At 70.4% G+C, this 18,888-nt stretch carries 16 protein-coding genes; 8 read left to right on the forward strand and 8 right to left on the reverse strand.

Going from position 1 to position 18,888, the window contains the following annotated elements; all coding sequences use genetic code 11:
- Positions 1-157: 157 nt before the first annotated feature.
- From OHT21_RS25385 to OHT21_RS25410, 6 genes are all read right to left on the reverse strand, one after another.
- A complete protein-coding gene (locus OHT21_RS25385; RefSeq protein WP_328770636.1) occupies positions 158-592 on the reverse strand; it encodes an NUDIX hydrolase in 435 nt (144 codons plus the stop codon).
- Between the two features lie 14 nt (positions 593-606).
- Complete coding sequence (locus tag OHT21_RS25390; RefSeq protein ID WP_328770637.1) at positions 607-1,635, reverse strand: CHAD domain-containing protein; 1,029 nt, start codon at positions 1,633-1,635, stop codon at positions 607-609.
- Positions 1,616-3,994 carry an RNA degradosome polyphosphate kinase gene (locus OHT21_RS25395; RefSeq protein WP_443050425.1) on the reverse strand — a complete coding sequence of 793 codons (2,379 nt, stop codon included), beginning with the start codon at positions 3,992-3,994 and terminating at the stop codon, positions 1,616-1,618. Before OHT21_RS25395 ends, OHT21_RS25390 begins: the two co-directional genes overlap by 20 nt.
- A gap of 107 nt (positions 3,995-4,101) precedes the next feature.
- Positions 4,102-5,097 (reverse strand): hypothetical protein, encoded by a 996-nt coding sequence (locus OHT21_RS25400; RefSeq protein ID WP_328770639.1) that lies wholly within the window; start codon positions 5,095-5,097, stop codon positions 4,102-4,104.
- Complete coding sequence (locus OHT21_RS25405) at positions 5,094-5,990, reverse strand: ABC transporter ATP-binding protein (protein ID WP_328770640.1); 897 nt, start codon at positions 5,988-5,990, stop codon at positions 5,094-5,096. Before OHT21_RS25405 ends, OHT21_RS25400 begins: the two co-directional genes overlap by 4 nt.
- Positions 5,987-6,433, reverse strand: coding sequence for a GntR family transcriptional regulator (locus tag OHT21_RS25410; RefSeq protein ID WP_328770641.1), 447 nt, complete (start codon positions 6,431-6,433; stop codon positions 5,987-5,989). Before OHT21_RS25410 ends, OHT21_RS25405 begins: the two co-directional genes overlap by 4 nt.
- Positions 6,434-6,580: 147 nt before the next feature.
- On the opposite strand from OHT21_RS25410, the gene OHT21_RS25415 reads away from it, so the two are divergent.
- The 5 genes from OHT21_RS25415 (at position 6,581) to OHT21_RS25435 (ending at position 10,643) form a co-directional block, all read left to right on the forward strand.
- A complete protein-coding gene (locus OHT21_RS25415) occupies positions 6,581-7,123 on the forward strand; it encodes an RNA polymerase sigma factor (RefSeq protein ID WP_328770642.1) in 543 nt (180 codons plus the stop codon).
- Positions 7,120-7,962, forward strand: a complete 843-nt coding sequence (locus tag OHT21_RS25420; protein WP_328770643.1) for a zf-HC2 domain-containing protein — start codon at positions 7,120-7,122, stop codon at positions 7,960-7,962. The genes OHT21_RS25415 and OHT21_RS25420 overlap by 4 nt, the downstream gene beginning before the upstream one ends.
- Complete coding sequence (locus OHT21_RS25425) at positions 7,959-8,135, forward strand: hypothetical protein (RefSeq protein ID WP_328770644.1); 177 nt, start codon at positions 7,959-7,961, stop codon at positions 8,133-8,135. Before OHT21_RS25420 ends, OHT21_RS25425 begins: the two co-directional genes overlap by 4 nt.
- Positions 8,136-8,199: 64 nt before the next feature.
- Entirely contained in the window at positions 8,200-9,078 is an 879-nt protein-coding gene (locus OHT21_RS25430; RefSeq protein WP_328770645.1) for an ABC transporter ATP-binding protein, read from the forward strand.
- Positions 9,075-10,643, forward strand: coding sequence for an ABC transporter permease (locus tag OHT21_RS25435; protein WP_328770646.1), 1,569 nt, complete (start codon positions 9,075-9,077; stop codon positions 10,641-10,643). Before OHT21_RS25430 ends, OHT21_RS25435 begins: the two co-directional genes overlap by 4 nt.
- A gap of 164 nt (positions 10,644-10,807) precedes the next feature.
- Here the strand turns inward: OHT21_RS25435 and mshD are convergent, their stop codons facing one another.
- Positions 10,808-11,785: a mycothiol synthase gene (gene mshD, locus OHT21_RS25440; RefSeq protein ID WP_328770647.1), complete on the reverse strand. Its 978-nt coding sequence runs from the start codon at positions 11,783-11,785 to the stop codon at positions 10,808-10,810.
- 407 nt (positions 11,786-12,192) lie between these two features.
- Here mshD and OHT21_RS25445 point away from each other — a divergent pair, with 407 nt between their 5' ends.
- Together OHT21_RS25445 and OHT21_RS25450 are read left to right on the forward strand one after the other, a co-directional pair.
- Positions 12,193-14,019: a bifunctional metallophosphatase/5'-nucleotidase gene (locus OHT21_RS25445; RefSeq protein ID WP_328770648.1), complete on the forward strand. Its 1,827-nt coding sequence runs from the start codon at positions 12,193-12,195 to the stop codon at positions 14,017-14,019.
- Between the two features lie 119 nt (positions 14,020-14,138).
- Entirely contained in the window at positions 14,139-15,374 is a 1,236-nt protein-coding gene (locus OHT21_RS25450; protein WP_328770649.1) for an LmeA family phospholipid-binding protein, read from the forward strand.
- Between the two features lie 100 nt (positions 15,375-15,474).
- On the opposite strand, the gene OHT21_RS25455 is transcribed toward OHT21_RS25450, so the two are convergent.
- Entirely contained in the window at positions 15,475-16,362 is an 888-nt protein-coding gene (locus OHT21_RS25455) for a hypothetical protein (RefSeq protein WP_328770650.1), read from the reverse strand.
- Between the two features lie 361 nt (positions 16,363-16,723).
- On the opposite strand from OHT21_RS25455, the gene OHT21_RS25460 reads away from it, so the two are divergent.
- The gene (locus tag OHT21_RS25460) at positions 16,724-18,694 is read left to right on the forward strand and encodes a helix-turn-helix domain-containing protein (RefSeq protein WP_328770651.1); all 1,971 of its coding nucleotides are present in this window, start codon (positions 16,724-16,726) and stop codon (positions 18,692-18,694) included.
- The last annotated feature ends 194 nt before the right edge of the window (positions 18,695-18,888 follow it).

Raw genomic sequence — 18,888 nt, forward strand, 5'->3', positions numbered from 1 at the left:
CGGACCCCCTCGACGGGTCGTATCTCCGCTGCGGGTGCGTTGTGGTTGGTCGCGCAGTTCCCCGCGCCCCTTACGGGGCGCCCTCGACGGGTCGTATCTTCGCTGCGGGTGCGCTGGGGTTGCTCGCTCAGTTCCCCGCGTCCCTTACGGGCGCCTCTTACGGGGCGCCCCTTGCGTGGCGTAGTACTGCCAGTAGTTCGTCCACCAGTAGCTGGTCGCGTGGTTGGGTCAGGCGGTCCCTGGCTTCCGTTGGGGGTAGCCAGCGGAGGCGGTCTACCTCGTTGTTGGGGGTGAAGTGGCCCTCTGTTGCTTCGGCTGCCCAGTAGGTGACCTCCTTGGGGCGGCCGTTTGCCAGGTAGCGGACTGTGGGGAGGCGGGGGCCGGGGACGCAGGCGAAGCCTGTCTCCTCCTCTACCTCCCGTACCGCCCCTGCCAGGGGGTCTTCGTCGTGCTTCAGTTTGCCCTTGGGGTGTGACCAGTCGTCGTACTTGGGCCTGTGGACCAGGCAGATCTCCAGTTCGCTGTCGACGGGCGAGCGGCGCCACAGGACGCAGCCCGCCGCGAGAACGGGGTTGCCGTCGGTCGTCTGCACAGTCCCTCCCTGGGTCACGAAGTACCGACCGTCTCCCTTAACCAGGCTTGCCGAAACGCGAACCTGGCCGCTTCCACCTCGTGTCGCTGGTCCGCGTGCAGCACCCCGAGCGCGTACGCCGTCGCCGGGGCGATCCGCGGGGTACGGGCCGCCGATGCCGCCGCCGTGGCCGCCTCCGCCGCGTCCCGGTGCCGGTCGAGGGCTTGGCCTGCGTCCAACAGGCGTACGTCTACGGGGGCTTCCGTGCCGTACAGGACCTCGCGAGCGTAGCGGTGCAGGCGCAGCAGGAGGCGGACCTGGTGCCAGGGGGCGTCCTGTGGCTGCGGGGCCGGGTCCGCGGAGAGGCCGTGGACGAGGGCTTCCGCGTTGTACGGGTGGCCCGCGCTGACCAGGGGCAGTCCGGCGATGGCGTCGGTGAGGCGGTCCTCCGCGGCTGCCGCGAGCGGCTTGAGGCCGGCGCTGGTCGCGGCCGGGCTCAGCGGGACCTCGCTGGCCAGCACGGCGACGTTGTCCGCGACGGCGTGGAAGCGGCTGGAGCCGAGTGCCTGGAGGGCCGCGGAGTGGGCGCGCGTACGGGCCAGGGTCAGCTGGCGTTCCAGTAGGGCGCCCGCTTTGGCCGCGCCCACGGTGAGGTTGCTCTTCTCCTGACGCGGTTCTGACGACGCTTGTGCTGGTATCGGGGAGCAGCCCGACAGCCGGTTCAGGGCGCCGAGCAGGCGGTCGAGGCGGGACGCGTACGCGTGCTCGCGCGCCAGTGTGCCCGACAGCCAGGCAAGTTCGGGGCGCATGGCCTCCGACCAGTCCGTGTCCAGGAGCGGGCGGAAGGTGTGCAGGGTGCCGCTGATGCGGCGGGCCGAGCGGCGCAGGGCGCGGGCCGCGTCGACGGTCTCCTCCGTGCCGTTGCCGCCTGACGCCGTGCTGCCGCCCGTTTCGCGGTGCTGCCGCAGCGCGCGGAGGAACTCCGTGGCCTGGGCCTGGAGGTAGGCCTCCAGGGAGTCCCCGGCCACGGGTCCTGCCGCAGGGTCAAGGTGTTGCTTTGCCACGCCGGCGCCTCCGGGCGTCAATGAGCATCTCCTGGACGTTGCGCAGCAGCTGGCCGTCGCCGTCGGTCGCGTGGCGAGTCCACTCGCCGTCGGGGCCGAGGTGCCAGGAGGAGGTCTTGTCGGACATGCCGGTCTCGAGGAGCCGGTTGAGCGAGGCCCGGTGGGCCGGGTCCTTGACCCGGACCAGGGCCTCGATCCGGCGGTCGAGGTTGCGGTGCATCATGTCGGCGCTGCCGAACCACACCTCCGGTTCGCCGCCGTTGCCGAAGGCGAAGATGCGGGAGTGCTCGAGGAAACGGCCGAGGACGGAACGTACCCGTATGTTCTCGGACATGTCAGGCACTCCAGGCCGTACCGCGCAGATGCCGCGCACCCACACGTCCACGGGGACGCCCGCCTGCGACGCGCGGTAGAGGGCGTCGATGATCGCCTCGTCCACCATCGAGTTGACCTTGATACGGACATACGCGGGACGTCCGGCGCGATGGTGCTGCGCCTCCTTGTTGATCCGCGCGATCAGGCCGTCGCGCAGGGACTTGGGGGCGACGAGGAGGCGGCGGTAGGTCTCGCGGCGGGAGTAGCCGGAGAGCCGGTTGAAGAGGTCGGAGAGGTCCGCGCCTACCTGGGCGTCGGCGGTCAGCAGGCCGATGTCCTCGTACAGGCGGGCCGTCTTCGGGTGGTAGTTGCCCGTGCCCACATGGGAGTAGCGGGCCAGCGACTCGCCCTCCTGGCGGACCACCAGCGACAGCTTGCAGTGCGTCTTCAGGCCGACCAGCCCGTACACGACATGGCAGCCCGCCTCCTCAAGCTTGCGGGCCCACTTGATGTTGGCCTGCTCGTCGAAGCGTGCCTTGATCTCGACCAGGACGAGGACCTGCTTGCCGGACTCGGCGGCGTCGATGAGGGCGTCCACGATCGGCGAGTCGCCGGAGGTGCGGTACAGCGTCTGCTTGATCGCGAGTACGTCCGGGTCCGTCGCGGCCTGCTCCAGGAAGGCCTGCACGGAGGTGGAGAAGGAGTCGTACGGGTGGTGCAGCAGGACGTCGTGCTCCCGCAGGGCGGCGAAGATGTCCGGCGCCGACGCCGACTCGACCTCGGCGAGATCGCGGTGGGTGCCCGCGACGAACTTCGGGTACTTCAGCTCGGGCCGGTCGAGACGGCTGATACCGAAGAGGCCCGTGAGGTCCAGGGGGCCGGGCAGCGGATACACCTCGGCCTCGGAGACCTTCAGTTCACGCCGGAGGAGATTGAGGACGTACGGGTCGATGGACTCCTCGACCTCCAGGCGCACCGGCGGCCCGAAGCGGCGCCGCATGAGCTCCTTCTCCAGGGCCTGGAGGAGGTTCTCGGCGTCGTCCTCCTCGACCTCCAGGTCCTCGTTCCGGGTGACCCGGAACATGTGGGTCTCCAGGACCTCCATTCCCGGAAACAGCTCCTCCAGGTGGGCCGGTGCGGAAATCACGTCCTCCAGGGGGACGTAACGGCCGGGCGAGGCCTCCAGGAAGCGGGACAGCAGCGGGGGGACCTTGACGCGCGCGAAGTGGCGGTGGCCGGAGATCGGGTTCCTCAGGTCGACCGCGAGGTTCAGGGACAGGCCCGAGATGTACGGGAAGGGGTGCGCCGGGTCGACCGCGAGAGGCGTGAGGACCGGGAAGATCTGGTTGCGGAACAGCGTGAAGAGACGGGCCTGTTCCTTCTCCGTCAGCTCGTTCCAGCGGACCAGGTGTATGCCCTCCTCCGCGAGCTGAGGGGCCACGTCCTCCTGGTAGCAGGCGGCGTGCCGGGCCATCAGCTCACGGGAGCGGGCCCAGATCATCTCCAGCACTTCACGCGGCTGCAGACCGGAAGCCGAACGGGTCGCGACGCCGGTCGCGATACGCCGCTTCAGGCCGGCCACGCGGACCATGAAGAACTCGTCCAGGTTGCTGGCGAAGATCGCGAGGAAGTTCGCCCGCTCCAGGAGGGGCGTGTCCGGATCCTCGGCGAGCTCCAGGACGCGCTCGTTGAACGCGAGCCAGCTGCGCTCCCGGTCCAGGAAGCGGTTCGGCGGGAGCTGGGGGCCGACGCCGTCGGTCTCCTCGTACGCGTCGAGGTCGGCGTCGATGTCGGGCTCGAGGTCGGAGACCACGGCCGACACGGTGTGCGGTCGGTGCGCGGCGATGGAGCCGACGGAGGGCTGGGCGTGCTGGACCTGGAGGTCGGGCTGGGTCATGAACCCATTGTTCCGCGTCGGAACCGAAACGGGCGCGTCAGAAGAAGCGGGCGGGAGCGCGGCGACGAACTGCAGGCTCCTGCTCTCCTGTACCGGTGGGGGCTCGTTCTCCGGGGGAGGCGAAGGCTCGGGGACGGAGGGGCTCATTCACTGAGCGTCGCAAGTTCGTCTGAATCGATGGTTACGGCAACATGACGTACGGGACATGGAGGGGCGTCTCCCGGGGGTCCGCACCCCCGGGAGACGGATACGCCCTACCCCCGTGAGGGCGTACTACGCCGCAGCAGCCAGAAGGCGCCGGCGGTGGCAAGGACCGCGAGGGCCAGCGCGATGCCGGCGTCCATGAGCTGGAGCGGCCAGTGGTGGGACTGGGGATGGAAGACGGTGTAGTGCCCGGTGATGTCCCCTTCCTTCACGCAGCCCGGGCCCGGCAGGGCGCGGCAGGGATGGCTCTCGCTCCGTTCGCCGGAGGTGAGCACGTACCCGCTGCTCATGTGGAGGGCCGATTGCGGCAGCTGGTACCCGTCCGGGTCGGAGGCCGTCACGGACGAGGTGGGCCACAGGTCCCACCGGTACCGGTCCATGAGGTTGAAGAAGGCCAGGGCGGCGGCGAAGCCGAGGCCGGCGGCGGGCAGGGCCCTTTTCGTGACCAGCCCGGCGAGGGCCCCGAGGGCGAGGCCCGCGAGGGCATACGTGACGGCGGTCGGGCCGGTGGTGACGAAGGTGTGGCCGAAGTACCAGTCCAGGGCCAGGTCGGGGCCGCCGTCCTGGCGGGCCCAGACGTTCAGCAGGACGGCCGTGGTGGTGCCGGCGGTCAGCAGCAGGGCCGGGACGGCGAGCTTGGCGGCGAGCCAGCGCAGCGGGGTGACCGACTGGGTCCAGGCCAGTCGCGCGGTGCCGCTCTCCAGCTCCCGGCCGATGAGCGCGCCGCCCGCCCAGGCGGCGACGGGGAACATCACGTACGACAAGGCCGTGGCCGTCAGCGACACGATGCGGCGGTACGTCGTGTCGTCGAAGGTCGACGCGGTGAGGTTGAGGCAGTACGCGGAAGGGGTGCAGGGGCCGGTGCTCGCACGGGCGGTGTCCCCGATGACGTACATCCAGACCATGGCGGCCGCGAAGGCCACGAGGGCGGCGCCCCCGACGTACAGCGCCGTGCGGTGCAGGCGCAGCACCGACCAGGTCAGGCCGCGTGGTGCGAACCGACTGCGGAGGCGGGCGGCCGTCGGGACGGCGGCGAGGGCGGTCATACGGCGGCCTCCCGGGCGGCGGGGTCGAGGGTCAGCGCCGGGGCGTCCGGGCTGCGGAGATGGGCGAGGACCAGCTCCTCGAGGGACGGCTCGGCGGTCTGCCAGGCGCCGTCCAGAGGTCCGGCCGCGCGGACGAGGGCGGAGAGATGGCGGCCCGTGGTGCGGGACTCGACGACGGTGTGCGGCGCGAGGGTGTCGACGGCGTCGGCCGGGCCGGTGAGCAGGGTGTGCGCGGCGAGCAGGTCCTCCAGCGGGCCCGCGAGGCGCACCCGGCCGGCGCCGAGGAGCAGCAGGAAGTCGCAGGAGCCCTCGAGTTCGGCGACGACGTGGGAGGTCATCACCACCGTGGTGCCGCTCTCGGCGGCCTCGGCGAGCAGGGTGCCCATCAGTTCGTGGCGGGCCAGCGGGTCGAGGTCGGCCATCGGCTCGTCCAGGAGGAGGAGTTCGGGGCGCTTGCCGAGCGCGAGGGCGAGCGCGACCCGGGTGCGCTGGCCGCCGGAGAGGGAACGGACGCGCGCCTTGGGGTCCAAGTCCCCTTGTGCCACTACTCGTTCGGCCACGGTCGTGTCCCACCGGCCGGGGTTGAGTTCCTGGCCGAGGCGCAGGGTGTCGGCGACGGTGAGCTGGAGGTGCAGGGGCTTGTCCTGGGCGACGTACGCGATGCGCGCGCGGGCCTCGGTGGGGTGCGTGCCGAGCACGGTGAGCGAACCCTCGGTCGGCCCGAGCAGGCCTGCGGCGACGGCGAGCAGCGTCGTCTTGCCCGCGCCGTTGGGGCCGACGACCGCGCAGACGCGTCCGGCCGGGAGCCGGAGCGTGCAGTCGCGCAGCGCCCACTTTCCCCGCCGCCCGAACCGTTTGCCCAGCGCGGCCGCCTCGATGGCGGTGTCGGTCATTCCTGGTCCCCCTTGAGGTCTTCCTTGTGGTCTTCGTGCTTGTGGTCTTCGTGTTCTTCGTTGAGTTCCGCGGCGAACTGTTCGTCGAGTACGGCCGTGAAGAGCGCGGCCACGTCGTCCCGGTCCAGGCCCTCCGCGCGGGCGCGGGATGCCCAGTCGGACAGCTCGGCCGTCAGCGTTGAGTCCGCCCGGGCGGCGCCCAGGGAGCGCCGTACGAACGTGCCGAGGCCGCGCCGCGCCTCGACCAGGCCCTCGCGCTCCAGTTCGCGGTAGGCCTTCAGGACGGTGTTCGGATTGATGGCGGTGGCCTCCACGACCTCGCGGGCTGTGGGGAGCTTGTCGCCGGGTTCGAGCAGGCCCAGGCGGAGGGCCTGCTTGGTCTGCTGGACGATCTGGACGTAGGTGGCGACGCCTGTGCGCCGGTCGATGCGGTACGCGACCACTCGGACAACCACCCTTTCACTAATTGAGTAGTGAAAGGGTGGTGCACATGGGGTTGGGTGTCAAGGTCTTTCAGGATCCCGAGGATTCTTCCGGATCATGTGAACCGATCCGTGAACCGATCGGCGGGGCTCGTCCGATGAGGAGATGTGAGCGAAGAACGAAGCGACGGGGAGCTGCTGCGGGCAGTCGCGGCCGACGGGGACCGGCGCGCCTTCGAAGAGCTGTATCGGAGGTATGCGCAGTGGCTCACCGCACGGCTGCGCGGGCGCTGCGCCGATGCCGGGGTCGTCGACGACGTCGTGCAGGAGACGTTTCTCGCCGTGTGGCGGGGCACCGCCCGCTATCGGGAGGACGGCGATGTGGCCGGCTGGCTGTGGCGGATCGGCTCGCGCCGGCTGATCGACGCGTTGCGGAACGACGGGGCGCGAGGCCGGCTGCGGCAGGCGCTCGCCCGGCTGCGGCACCGGGACGAGGCGTCCGCGGAGGAGCGCGTGCTCGCGGGGGTTGAGCACGGGGACCTCGCGGGCGCCCTCGTCCGGCTGTCGCCGGAGCTGAGGGCCGTCCTCCAGGCCACGGTCATCGACGGGCTGACCACCCGGGAAGCGGCCGTCCTGCTGGGCATCCCGCCCGGCACGGTCAAGACGCGGGCGCTGCGGGCCCGCAAGCAGCTGCGGGAGGAGTTGGCATGAGCTGGCATGTAGCGGAGGACGATCTCCGCGCCTATGTACGGGGCGAACTGGCGCCGCCCATGCTCTGGTCCGCCGACGCGCACCTCGCCGCCTGCGCCGAGTGCCGGTCCGTGCTGAACGAGGTGGGCGACCCGGTGGCCTTGGACGAGGGCTGGGAGCGGCTGGACGCCGAGCTGGACGCGCCGAGGCCCGGGTTCGTCGAGTCGCTGCTTGTGCGGTTCGGCGTCGGGGACGACACCGCGCGGCTGCTCGCGGCCACGCCCGTGCTGCGGCTGTCCTGGCTGAGCGCGCTCATCGCCGTGCTGGTCATGACGATAGTGGCCACCCATTCCGTACGGTCCGCGGATTCGCCCACGCTGTTCCTCGCCCTCGCACCGCTGCTGCCGCTCGCCGGGGTCGCGCTGTCGTACGGGCCCGTGCTGGACCCGACGTACGAGATGGCGGTGGTCTCGCCGATGCACGGCTTCCGGCTGCTGATGATCAGAACGCTGGCCGTGCTGCCGGTCGGGCTCGGGGTCAACGGCCTGGCGAGCCTGGCCATGCCTTCGTACGGCCTGCTCGCGGCGGCCTGGCTCCTGCCGGCACTGGCGCTCACGGCCCTCGCTCTCGCGCTGACCCCGAGACTCGGCCCCGGCACCGCGCCTGCCCTGGTGGGTGGGGGCTGGGTGGTGTTGCTGGTGGTGGCCCACCTGATGGCGTCCTCGGGCAGCACACTCGCGCCGTTCACGGCTCAGGGGCAGGGGGCGGCGGCACTGGTCGCGGGTCTCGCCAGCTGGCTTCTCTACTACGTACGTGATCGTTTCGACTTCTCCAACGGGAGCACCGGGAGTGCCGTATGAACCTCACCTTCTCCACCGCCTCACGCAAGACGTGGAAGCTGCTCAAGGCCACGGTGGTGATGATCGCGTCGGTTGTCGTCTGGGTGCTGCGTTTCGTGCTCGAGGTCGTGCTCATATTCGGGCCGTCGTCCCGTGGCCGGGGGTCTTCGTCCAGCGGAGGGGACGACGGCTGAGGGCAACAGCGTTCGCTCTTACCTTCGCCTCTTCCCTCCCTCCCGCTTTCCGTAGGAGTTCCGTATGACCGACCTCCGTACGACACCCACGGTGTCCGCCTCCGGGCTGACCCTGCGCTATGGCAGAACGGCTGCCCTCGATGACGTGTCCTTGCGGCTCACGACCGGCGTGACCGGGCTGCTCGGGCCGAACGGCGCGGGCAAGACGACGCTGCTGCGGGTGCTGGCCACGGCCGTGCCCCCCGACCGGGGCGCGTTCACCGTGCTCGGGCACGATCCGGCCACCGCGGCGGGGCGCCAGGAGGTGCGGCGCAGGCTGGGTTACCTGCCACAGACGCCCGGCTTCCATACGGACTTCACGGCCTTCGCCTCCGTCGACTATGTGGCGATCCTCAAGGAGATGACCGACCGCGCGGCCCGGCACCGGGAAGTGCGGCGCGTTCTCGAGGCGGTCGATCTCGGGGACCACCGCGGCCTGCGGATCCGCCGGCTGTCGGGCGGAATGCGGCAGCGGGTCGCGTTGGCCGCCGCGCTCGTGGGCGACCCCGGTTTCCTCGTACTGGACGAGCCGACGGTCGGGCTCGATCCCGAACAGCGCATGCGCTTCCGGGAGTTGATCGCCACGGCGGGCGAGGGGCGTACGGTCCTGCTCTCCACCCACCAGACCGAGGACGTCGCGATGCTCTGCCACCGCGTGATCGTCCTGGCCGGCGGCCGGGTCCGCTTCGATGGCACCCCGGCCGAGCTGACCGCGCGGGCGGAGGGCCGGGTGTGGAGCGGTACGGAGCGGGATCCACGGGCGAAGGCCGCCTGGCGTACGGGGACGGGGGCTTTCCGGCACCTCGGGGATCCGCCGGAGGGGGCGTCGCTGCTCGAACCCACGCTGGAGGATGGGTACTTGCTGGCCCTTGAGGCTTCTGAGGACTCGGGGGTGGCGGCGTGAGTACGGACGTTTCGGAGGTACGGTCCGCCGGGTCGGCGGTGACCACGGACTCCGGCAGGCGCTGGAGAGCCGTGATCGCGCTCGCTCGCTTCGAGGCGCGTGAACTGTTCCTGCAGATCCCGGTGTTCATCCTGTTCCTGGCCTATGTGGTCGCGGCCGGCTGGGAATTGTGGCAGGGCGATGACGAGGCGGGGCCGTACCCGGTGCTCCAGGACGTGGACCGCTCCACGCAGTGGTCGTCGGTGCTCCTGTGGATAGCGCTGGTGATATGTGTCCACCGGGCCGTGCTGCGGTCCCGTCAGCAGGGCACGGACCGGCACATCGAAACCCTGGTCATGGAGCCGTGGCGACGCACGGTGGCGCATGCGCTGTCGGTGGTGCCGTTCGCCCTGGCGACCGCGCTGGTGGTTGCTGTCCAGTACACCTGGGCGGCGGTGCGGCCTGGAGCGGTCGGCTCGGGTTCGTTCTTCGAGCTGGTCGTGGGGCCGCTGTCCGTTCTGTTCTTCGGTGTCGTCGGAGTGCTGCTCGCGCGGGTGGTGCCGTCGGCGTTCGCCGTGCCGCTGCTTGTGGTGGGCGCCTTCGTCGCGGCCGAGTCGCTGACCTCGGCCACGGACGACGCGCACTGGGTGCAATGGCTGATGCCGGTCGTCGACAACAACCAGTCCATACCCGTGCCCTCCGATCTGCTGGGCCGTCCCGCCGAGTGGCACGCGCTGTATCTGGTGGGGCTGATCGTGCTTGCGGCGTGCGCGGCGGTGCTGGTCAGTGGCGGGCGGACGCGTGTGGTCAAGGCTGTCGCTGCGGGGGCGGCGGCGTTGACCCTGGTGGGGGTGGCGGGCCAGTCGCGGGGCGAGTCGCCCGCGCTGCTCGCGGAGCGGAAGCGGGCCTCGGTGGCGCCGGAGGAGTTCCAGACGTGCGTCCCGCACGGCCGGTCGACGTACTGCGCGTTCCTCGAGTGGGAGGGGCAGACCGGGGACTGGGCCTCGGTCGTCCGGCGCGTGCAGTCCCTCGCCGGCGGTTCCGCCGCGGGTGCGAAGCTGACGGTTCGCCAGCGCGTCAACCTCCTCTACGGCATCACCGGCAGCGCGGCGATCGACCCCTCCCGTACGCCGGGCCAGGTCACCGTCCGCACCTTGTGGGGCGGCAACTACACATCCGAGTTCGCCGTCGGGGTCGCCTCCGTGCTGGTCGCGGGCAACGAGGAAGCCGGCTCACTGTTGTGCGACGCCCGCGTCATTCCGGTGATGTGGCTGGCCCTCGGCACGATGGACGACCCGATAGCGAAACTCCGCGCTCTGCGGCTCGACGGCAGCGACATGGGCGGCGCTGTTGTCGGTACCCCCACGAATCCCTTGTCCATGGCGGCTCAACAGACGGAGGTGGTGAAGGAGTTGCTCCAGCGGCCGCGCTACAGCGTCGCGGCGAAGGTGAAGGCCCACTGGACGGAGTTGACATCTCCGGAGACTTCGGTGACGCGGGCGGCTGAGCTGTTGGATGTGCCTGTGCCGAAGGGGGACGACGGGGTGAACGAGAAGGGGGACTGCGAGACGGCTGCGTACAGATGACGGCAGTTGGCGGCAAGTGACGGCAACCGCATCGGGCGATCAGGCGGCCGTCGCGGCTGCTAGAGCCTCGCGCGCTGTGCGCGGCGCTACAACCCGTCCAGTACAGGCGGCGCTACGACCCGTCCAGTACAGGCGGTGCTACGACCCGTCCAGTACAGGCGGTTCTACGACTCCGTCCGGTACATCAGGTCCGTCTCGTACGTCACGAAGCCCAGGCGTTCGTAGACCGTCACCGCCGCTGTGTTGTCCGCGTCGACGTACAGCATCGCCGTGGGCAGGGCCTGGGCCGCCAGGTGGCGGAGGCCGATCGTGGTGAGGGCCTTGCCGAGGCCGCCGCCCTGGGCGCCGGGGCGTACGCCGAGGACGTAGACCTCGCCGAGGCCCTCCTCCGCGTGGACCTTCGTCCAGTGGAAGCCGATCAGCTCGTCGCCGCGGAAGGCCAGGAAGAAGCCGGAGGGGTCGAACCAGGGCTGCGCCTTGCGGTCGTCGAGGTCGCGTTGGGTGAGGGAGCCCTGTTCGGGGTGGTGGGCGAAGGCTTCGGCGTTCACGGCGAGCCAGGCCGCGTCGTCCTCGCCGGGGACGAAGGTGCGTACCGTCACGCCCGCGGGAAGCGTCGGCTCGGGCAGGTCGAAGTCGGTCAACGGGCGCCGTAGCTGGCGCAGTTCGCGGAAGAGGGTGAGGCCGAGGACTTGGGCGAGGTGGCGGGCGGCGGAGTGGCCGCCGTGGGCCCAGACGCGTAGCCGTTTGCCGGACTCGGCGAGCAGGGCGCTGCCGAGGGCTCGGCCGTGACCGCGGCCGCGGTGCGACGGGTGCACGACCAGCTCGGCGGCCGGGGCCTCGACCGGGTCGGTGTCCTCGAGCTGGGCGTAGCCGACGAGCTGGCCCTGCACGGTGAGCAGCAGGTGCCGGACTCCCTCCCGTCGCCCACCACCACCCTTGGCGGAATCGCTTCGCGATGCCCCTTCTGATTGGGGGCCTCCGGTCAGCTGCAGCCGGCCCTGCTCGGACACCGCTTGCTGACCGTCGGTCCGGGCGGACTCCTCGAGGAGGGCGAGGACTGCCTCGGTCTGGGCGGGGGTCAGTTCGGAGAGGGTGTCGAGGGTGCGAGTGGGGACGGCGGGGGCCGTGTCGTCGCTGGTCATGAGTATGAGAGTAAAGGGCTCGCGGCCCTACTGGATATGTTGGTTCGTACCTGCGGGTTCGTCGTGGCTGGTCGCGCAGTTCCCCGCGCCCCTTTCGGGCCCGCGCCCCTTTCGGGCCCGCGCCCCTTTCGGGCCCGCGCCCCTTTCGGGCCCGCGCCCCTTTCGGGCCCGCGCCCCTTTCGGGCCCGCGCCCCTTTCGGGCCCGCGCCCCTTTCGGGCCCGCGGCCCTCAAACGGGGCGCGGTACCGCACCCGGAGGAACGGGGGCACGGCGACTTGCCCCCTTCGCGCCGACTTGCCCCCAACGGCAACCAGTCCGTAACCCTGAACCCCTGTTCGCGCTACGCGCGTTGACTCTAGGCTGCCGCCGGACGGGGCCCAGAACTCAGCCGACCCACAGGGGGGCACATGTCAGCCAAACCTCAGCCGCACCACCGGAGACGCCGGACCCGGAGGCTCGTCGCGGCCGCCGCCGGAATCGCCACCGTTGGTGCGCTGATCGCCGCGTTGCCGGCGGCGGCGGGCGAGACCAAGAGCGAAGCCACGAGCAAGAAGCCCGGCGGCTATAACAAGCCGAGCCGGTACCAGGACGTGCAGTTGCTGTCGTTCAACGACCTGCACGGGAATCTGGAGCCGCCGTCCGGTTCTTCCGGCCGCGTCACCGAGGTGCACGAGGACGGTCACACCGAGACCATCGACGCCGGTGGTGTCGAGTACCTCGCGACGCATCTGCGCCAGGCGCGCAAGGGCAACAAGTACTCCGTCACCGCGGCCGGCGGCGACATGGTCGGCGCCTCCCCGCTGATCTCCGGGCTCTTCCACGACGAGCCCACCATCGAGGCGCTGAACAAGCTCGACCTGGACGTGACCAGCGTCGGCAACCACGAGTTCGACGAGGGCGCCAAGGAACTGGGCCGTCTGCAGAAGGGCGGCTGCCACCCCACCGACGGCTGCTACGTCGAGGGCAAGAAGTTCAAGGGCGCCGACTTCCCGTACCTCGCCGCCAACGTCCTCGACGAGAAGACCAAGAAGCCGATCCTCAAGCCTTACTGGGTGTGGAAGCAGAACGGCGTCAAGGTCGGCTTCATCGGAGTGACCCTGGAGGACACCCCGGGCATCGTCTCCGCGGAGGGCGTCAAGGGCCTGAAGTTCAAGGACGAGGTCGAGACGATCAACAAGTACGCCAAGCTGCTGGAGAAGCAGGGCGTCAAGTCGGTCGTCGCGCTGATCCATGAGGGCGGCTTCCCGGCGTCCACGGCGTACAACTACGACTGCGACTCGCCGGGCGCCGGCGACGGCATCTCCGGCCCGATCGTGGACATCGCGAAGAACATCACGCCGAAGGTCGACGCCCTGGTCACCGGCCACACGCACACCGCGTACGCCTGCACGATCAACGACCCCTCGGGCAAGCCGCGTACGGTCACCTCGGCCGCGTCCTTCGGCCGGCTCTACACCGACACGACGCTGACGTACGACCGCTGGACCGGCGACATCGCGCGTACGGCCGTCGACTCCGCGAACCACGTGGTCACCCGGGATGTTCCGAAGGCCGCGGACATGACCGAGCTGATCAAGAAGTGGAACACGCTCGCGGCGCCGATCGGCAACCGCGCCATCGGCCATATCTCGGCCGACATCCCCGCCACCGGCACCGAGTCCCCGCTCGGCGACCTGATCGCGGACGCGCAGCTCGCGCACGGCAAGGAGCTGGACCCTGAGACCGATCTCGCGCTGATGAACCCGGGCGGTATCCGTACGGGGCTGACGTTCGCGGCGAAGGGCGCCGAGGGCGATGGAGTCGTCACGTTTGCCGAGGGCTTCGCGGTGCAGCCGTTCGCCAACACGGTGAACCTGCAGGACTTCACCGGCGCCCAGCTCATCAAGGTGCTCCAGGAGCAGGTGACCGGCGCCAACGCGGCCGCACCCAAGGTCCTTCAGGTCTCCGACGGTCTGACGTACACCCTGGACCTGACGAAGACCGGCGCGGACCGTGTCGTCGCCGACTCGGTCAAGCTGAACGGTGCCGCCATCGATCCGGCCGCCACCTACCGTGTCGCCACCAACAGTTTCCTCGCGGGCGGCGGCGACGGCTTCACCACACTGGGCCAGGGCACGAACGAGCTCGTCGGCTCCGACGACCTGACGGCCCTGGAGAAGTACCTCACCGCCAACTCATCGGCCACGAACCCGATTTCGCCTCCCGCGGCGAACCGGATCACGGTCGTGCAGTGACGTCGTCAGGACCCTCGTCAGGGATCTCCTCAGGAATGTCCTGAGGGGTCCCGTGAGGAATCTCCCTTACTAGCAGTAGAACTTGCGGGTGGGGTCGGTACGCATGGTGAGATGAGCCGATGCGTACCCCCCACCCCATAGAGACGCATCCCGCAGCGACGCCTCCCTATACGAACCCGTACGACGAGCTCGGCGCCCTGGACGACGGGCCGCTGGAGGAGTTTCTGCACGAGGAGCACGACGACTACGAAGATCGTGAGGCCTCCGATGAGACCGGCGAGGACTGGGCCCCGCCCAACCACCGCCGGGGCGCCCGTACTCGCCGCCGGAAGAACCGTTTCGCGGGCCTGCCGCTTGCATTGAAGGCGGTGGTCGGGCTCGTCGTCCTCGCGGCGTTCCTGACCCTCGCCGATCGCTGGGCCCTCCTCTACGCCGAGCACAAGGCGGCCGACAAGCTCAAGGACCAGCTGGACCTGAGCGCCGCGCCCGAGGTGGAGATCGGCGGCTTCCCCTTCCTTACGCAGCTCGCCGACAGCCGGGTCGACTCGGTGAAGGTGACCGTGCCGGACGTGGCGGCGGACCGGGTTTCGCTCGCGAAGGTGTCGGCCACGGCCACGGGCATCCGGATCGAGGGCGGCCTCACTTCCGTACGGGGCGCCACCATCCCCCAGTTGCAGGGCGAGGTGCTGCTCTCCTTCGCGGACCTGAACCGCGAACTCGGCGCATCCCAGGTCACGTTCACCGGTCATGGCACGGACGAGGTGCGGGCGCGCGGCACGTTGCCCGTCGCCGGGCAGAATCTGCGGTTGCGCGCCGACGCGCGGATCCAGCGGGACGGCGACCGTGGGATCTCGACCGAGATCGACGGAATGCGCCTGGACATCGGCGACTTGGCGACCTACCGGCCGGGCTCCCGCCCCTCCGAGGGCCTGCACCTGACGTCCACGTCGGCCGAGCGCCTGGCCAAGGAGACCAAGAAGGCCAAGGCCCTGCTCGCCATCCCCGCGATCGTCGAACGCCTCGGCGTACCGCAGTCGGCGGTCCAGGAAGCGCTCCGCGACGACACCAAGCTCGCCGAACTCACCGGTTCCGCGGACTTCGCCCGCGAGGCGATGAACCTCAACCTCATCGACATCGCCGCGGACAACCCCGCGTTGCTGAAGCGCCTCGGCTTCGACCCGGCCCTCCTCGACGGCCTCACCCAGCTCACCCGCCCGGTCCTGGTCGACCGCCTCTCCCTCGGCTTCCGCCTCCCGAAGCCGGCGGACGGGGACGTACGACTGCAGGATGTACGGGTACAGAAGGACGGGATCCGGGTGCGGGTCACGGGAGAGGGGCTGTCGATCGGGGGTTAGCCCCCGGCCCGCCCCCGGCCCCCGGTATCAACTGAGCGTGCCTCCGCCCGAGTTCAGGTTGGGCGGAGGCACGCTGCCGTGGAGGGCGGTGCAGGCTACGTCACTTGGCGCAGGTCGCCGGGTCGAGGTTCTCCTGGATCTTGTCCTCGCGGCCGTCGGGGGAGCCGTCGGGGAGGAGCTTGTCGGAGATGCCGTCGATGTAGTAGCCGTGCGAGTAGATCTTCTGCCAGGAGGCGTCACGGCCGCGCCAGGTGGTGGTGTTCTCCCAGCTGTCCGCGTCGTTCGGGTCGCCGCCCTTGTGCCAGCTGTAGTTGGTGACGTTGAAGACGGGGTTCACGCGCACCACGCGCTGGTACGGCGTCCACGTCGTGGCGATCTGGGCGCACGCCGGGATGGACTTCTCGCTGCGGAGCTCGAAGGACGAGCTCTTCTCCCAGCCCCACTCGTAGCTGAAGCTGCTTTCCACGCCACCGCCGAAGAGGCCCTTGGCGAAGGAAAGGCTGATCTTGGCGCCCACGCTCTTCTTGGCGGACGTCTTCGTGGTGTAGTTCCGGACGATGGTTTCCTTGTCGTCCGTCGTGCCCTGGTTGCCGATCCAGCGGGAGGTGCGGACCGTCTCGCCCTTGATGGACCAGGTGGAGGACTGTGGGTAGGTGCAGTATCCGCTGAAGTACTCCCAGGGACCGGTGGGCGAGTGGCCGAGGCGCTCGGCCTCGGCGTACACCTCGTCGTAAGTCCGGAACTGCCCGGTCTCGACGTTGAGGGAGCCGTGGACCCGGCCGTCGTCGTCGGCCTCCTGGCTGCAGAGCCGCTCGATCATGAGGTCCGTGTCGCCGGGGTCCACACCCCGGATGTTGGTGGAGCCGCCCGGGCCGCCTGGGGCCGCGTTGGCGGTTCCGGCCGTGGCCGCGAGGCCGGTGACGGCCAGGGCGGTGGTCATCGTGACCAGGGCGCCCCTCTTCAGCACGGACTTGAGTGCGGATTTCACGTATGTACGCTCCTGCTTGCTCACCGGCACCGGATGACGCCGGTCTTGCCTTACGTGGGGGAAAAGCAGAGCCCGGCGGCGTCGGAGAGGCTGAGGAGCCGAGAAGAGGTGCGGGGGCCGCCGGTCAAGTGCCAGTGAAGCGGAAGTACTTCACAGCACCATCACGGTTTCATCAGAGACGTCTCAGAGAATGTGGGCGGACGGTGAGTCCGTATGACCGCGGCTACGGCCGCGTACGACTGCTGCGGCGGCCCGGTGCCCTGTGGCTTCCTGGAGTCGACTGGGCGACAATGACGCTTTGCGAAGTCCAGGCGGACGCTCGAAACTGCCAGCTCACCGGGCATCCCGGAGGGAGGACGTCATGCTCACGTTGGGCGACATGTGCGCGGAGCCTGACTTCTCGCTGCGTATCGTCGACGGCAGTCCGCCGGCCGCCGACCGGGTCGTCGATGCCGTACGGGTGCTGCCGGGGACCTCTTGGGAACGTGATCCGCTCGCGGATGTCGGCGACGAGCTCGTGGTGATCCGCCCGTTCGCGGACGGGCTCGCCGACCGGCAGTCGGGCAACGGCAAGAGCAAGGCCAGGGAAGCGGCCGAGCGGTTACTGCGCGAGCTGGCGCGGCAGCGGGCCGCGGCCCTGGTCGTGGCCGTCGACCGGCACGGGGCCGCGGCCGTTCCTGCCGCGATCCGCGTCTCGGCGGCCCGGCTGAGCCTGCCGTTGCTGACCACGACGAAGTCGCTTCAGCAGTGGAGCGAGCTGGCGCCGCGGGTGCGTGAGTACCGGCGCCGGCACGCGGAGTGGCAGGCCGAGCAGCTCGCCGCCCTCCTGAACCGGCTGCCCGACCGCCTCGACGACGCGGACGCGGCGGTGATGCAGCGCGTCGCCGACTGGCTGGCGGCGGCGCTGGAAGGCGAGGTGCTGGTCAGCGATCCGCAGCGGGGTGTGCTGGCCGCGTCGCCGGCGACGGCGCCGGGGACGTTCGCGCCGCTGCTGGTGGGCCGGAGTGTGGAGCCGCCCGGTGCCGTGACGCCGAACACGCGGTTCGTGCCGCTCGCCGGGGCGGGTTCGGGCGCGGTCCTTGCGGTGACCGCGAGTCGCCCGTTCGACGATGCCGGTACGGATCTGACGCGGCATGCGGCCAAGGTGCTGGGCCTGATCGACCAGGCCGGCCGACGGCACCACCAAGTGGCCGACTCCGAGCGGCAGTTGAGGCTCAGCGCCTTCCAGCTCCTCATGATCGGCGAGGAGGCCGCCGCCCAGCGGGTGATGGCTCCGCTCGCGCCGGGGCTGCTGGACATGGAATCCCTACGGGTCTACGTGATCGACTGCGCGGACGAGGACCGCGAGATCACCGCCCGGCTCGCCGAACGTGCGGTCGCCGACCACGCGTTGATGGTGCGCTGCCCCGCCTTCAACCACCTGATCATCCTGGATCCGGCGCGCGACGGCGCCCCCGGGAACACGTACGACCCTTCCGGCCTCCCGCTGACCTCGCCATCGGAGACGGCCGAAGAGCTGCGCCGGATCGTCACCTCGCTGTCCAGTCACCGTATGGGCGGCAGCCGGGTGTGCCAGCTCGGCGAGGTCGCGGACGCCTACGAGGAGGCCCGTAACGCCCTCGCGCAGGCGAGCCGGCTGCCCGACCGGGTCGCGCTCGGCGAGGACCGGATGCATCTCGTGGACGTACTGCCCCCGAAGACGGCGCGCCGCTGGGCCGGAACCCTGCTGCACCCCCTGCTGACCCTGCCCATGAGCCGCCGCGACCAGCTGCTGCGCACCCTGGACCTGGGCCTGGAGGTACGGCACAAGGCGGCCGGCCGCCTGCTGGGCGTTCACCGCAACACCGTGACGCACCGCATGAACACCTGCTTCGACCTGCTCGGCCTCGACCGCGACCGCGTTCTGAACCAGATCGCGGTGTCCACAGCCCTCAAGATCGTCATGGCGCACGGCCACGACGACCTCTCGGCCGACCCGGAGGCCGACTTCGCGGCGATGGTGTCGGTACCGGAGGTGCGGGCCTGGGCCGAGTCGTTCCTGCGCCCGCTGAAGGACGACCCGCGTGACCTCCCGCGCACACTGCGCGCGTGGCTGGAGAACGACACCCACGTGGAGTCGACGGCCACGGCTCTCGGCATCTCCCCGGTGACGGTACGCGCCCACCTCCGCACCGCCGCCCCCCTCATCCAACGCGAACTGACCCTGGACCTGGACGGCGACACCCTCCCGGACGACGACGACCACGTACTGAGCGGAGTACGCCCCCTCGCCTTCGCCCTCCACGCCACGACCGGCCGCCCGCTCCTGCCGTCCCGCCCTGTGCACGGCTGAGGACTTCGCCCCTCCGGTTGTGCGCGCGGGCCGCCGCCCGTGCACCGGGTGGGTGCGACCCCCGGTAACCGTGCACACGTGACATGGCACGGATCGCAGACGATCCCTAGCGTGTGCGTGGTCCGTTCCTTTGCCGGGGGAGAACGGGGGACGGAACGGGGGAACGTATGTCCGGGGCGGGGTGATCTCATCCC

This window comes from Streptomyces sp. NBC_00286, from assembly GCF_036173125.1.
In the GTDB taxonomy this organism is placed as follows: Bacteria; Actinomycetota; Actinomycetes; order Streptomycetales; family Streptomycetaceae; genus Streptomyces.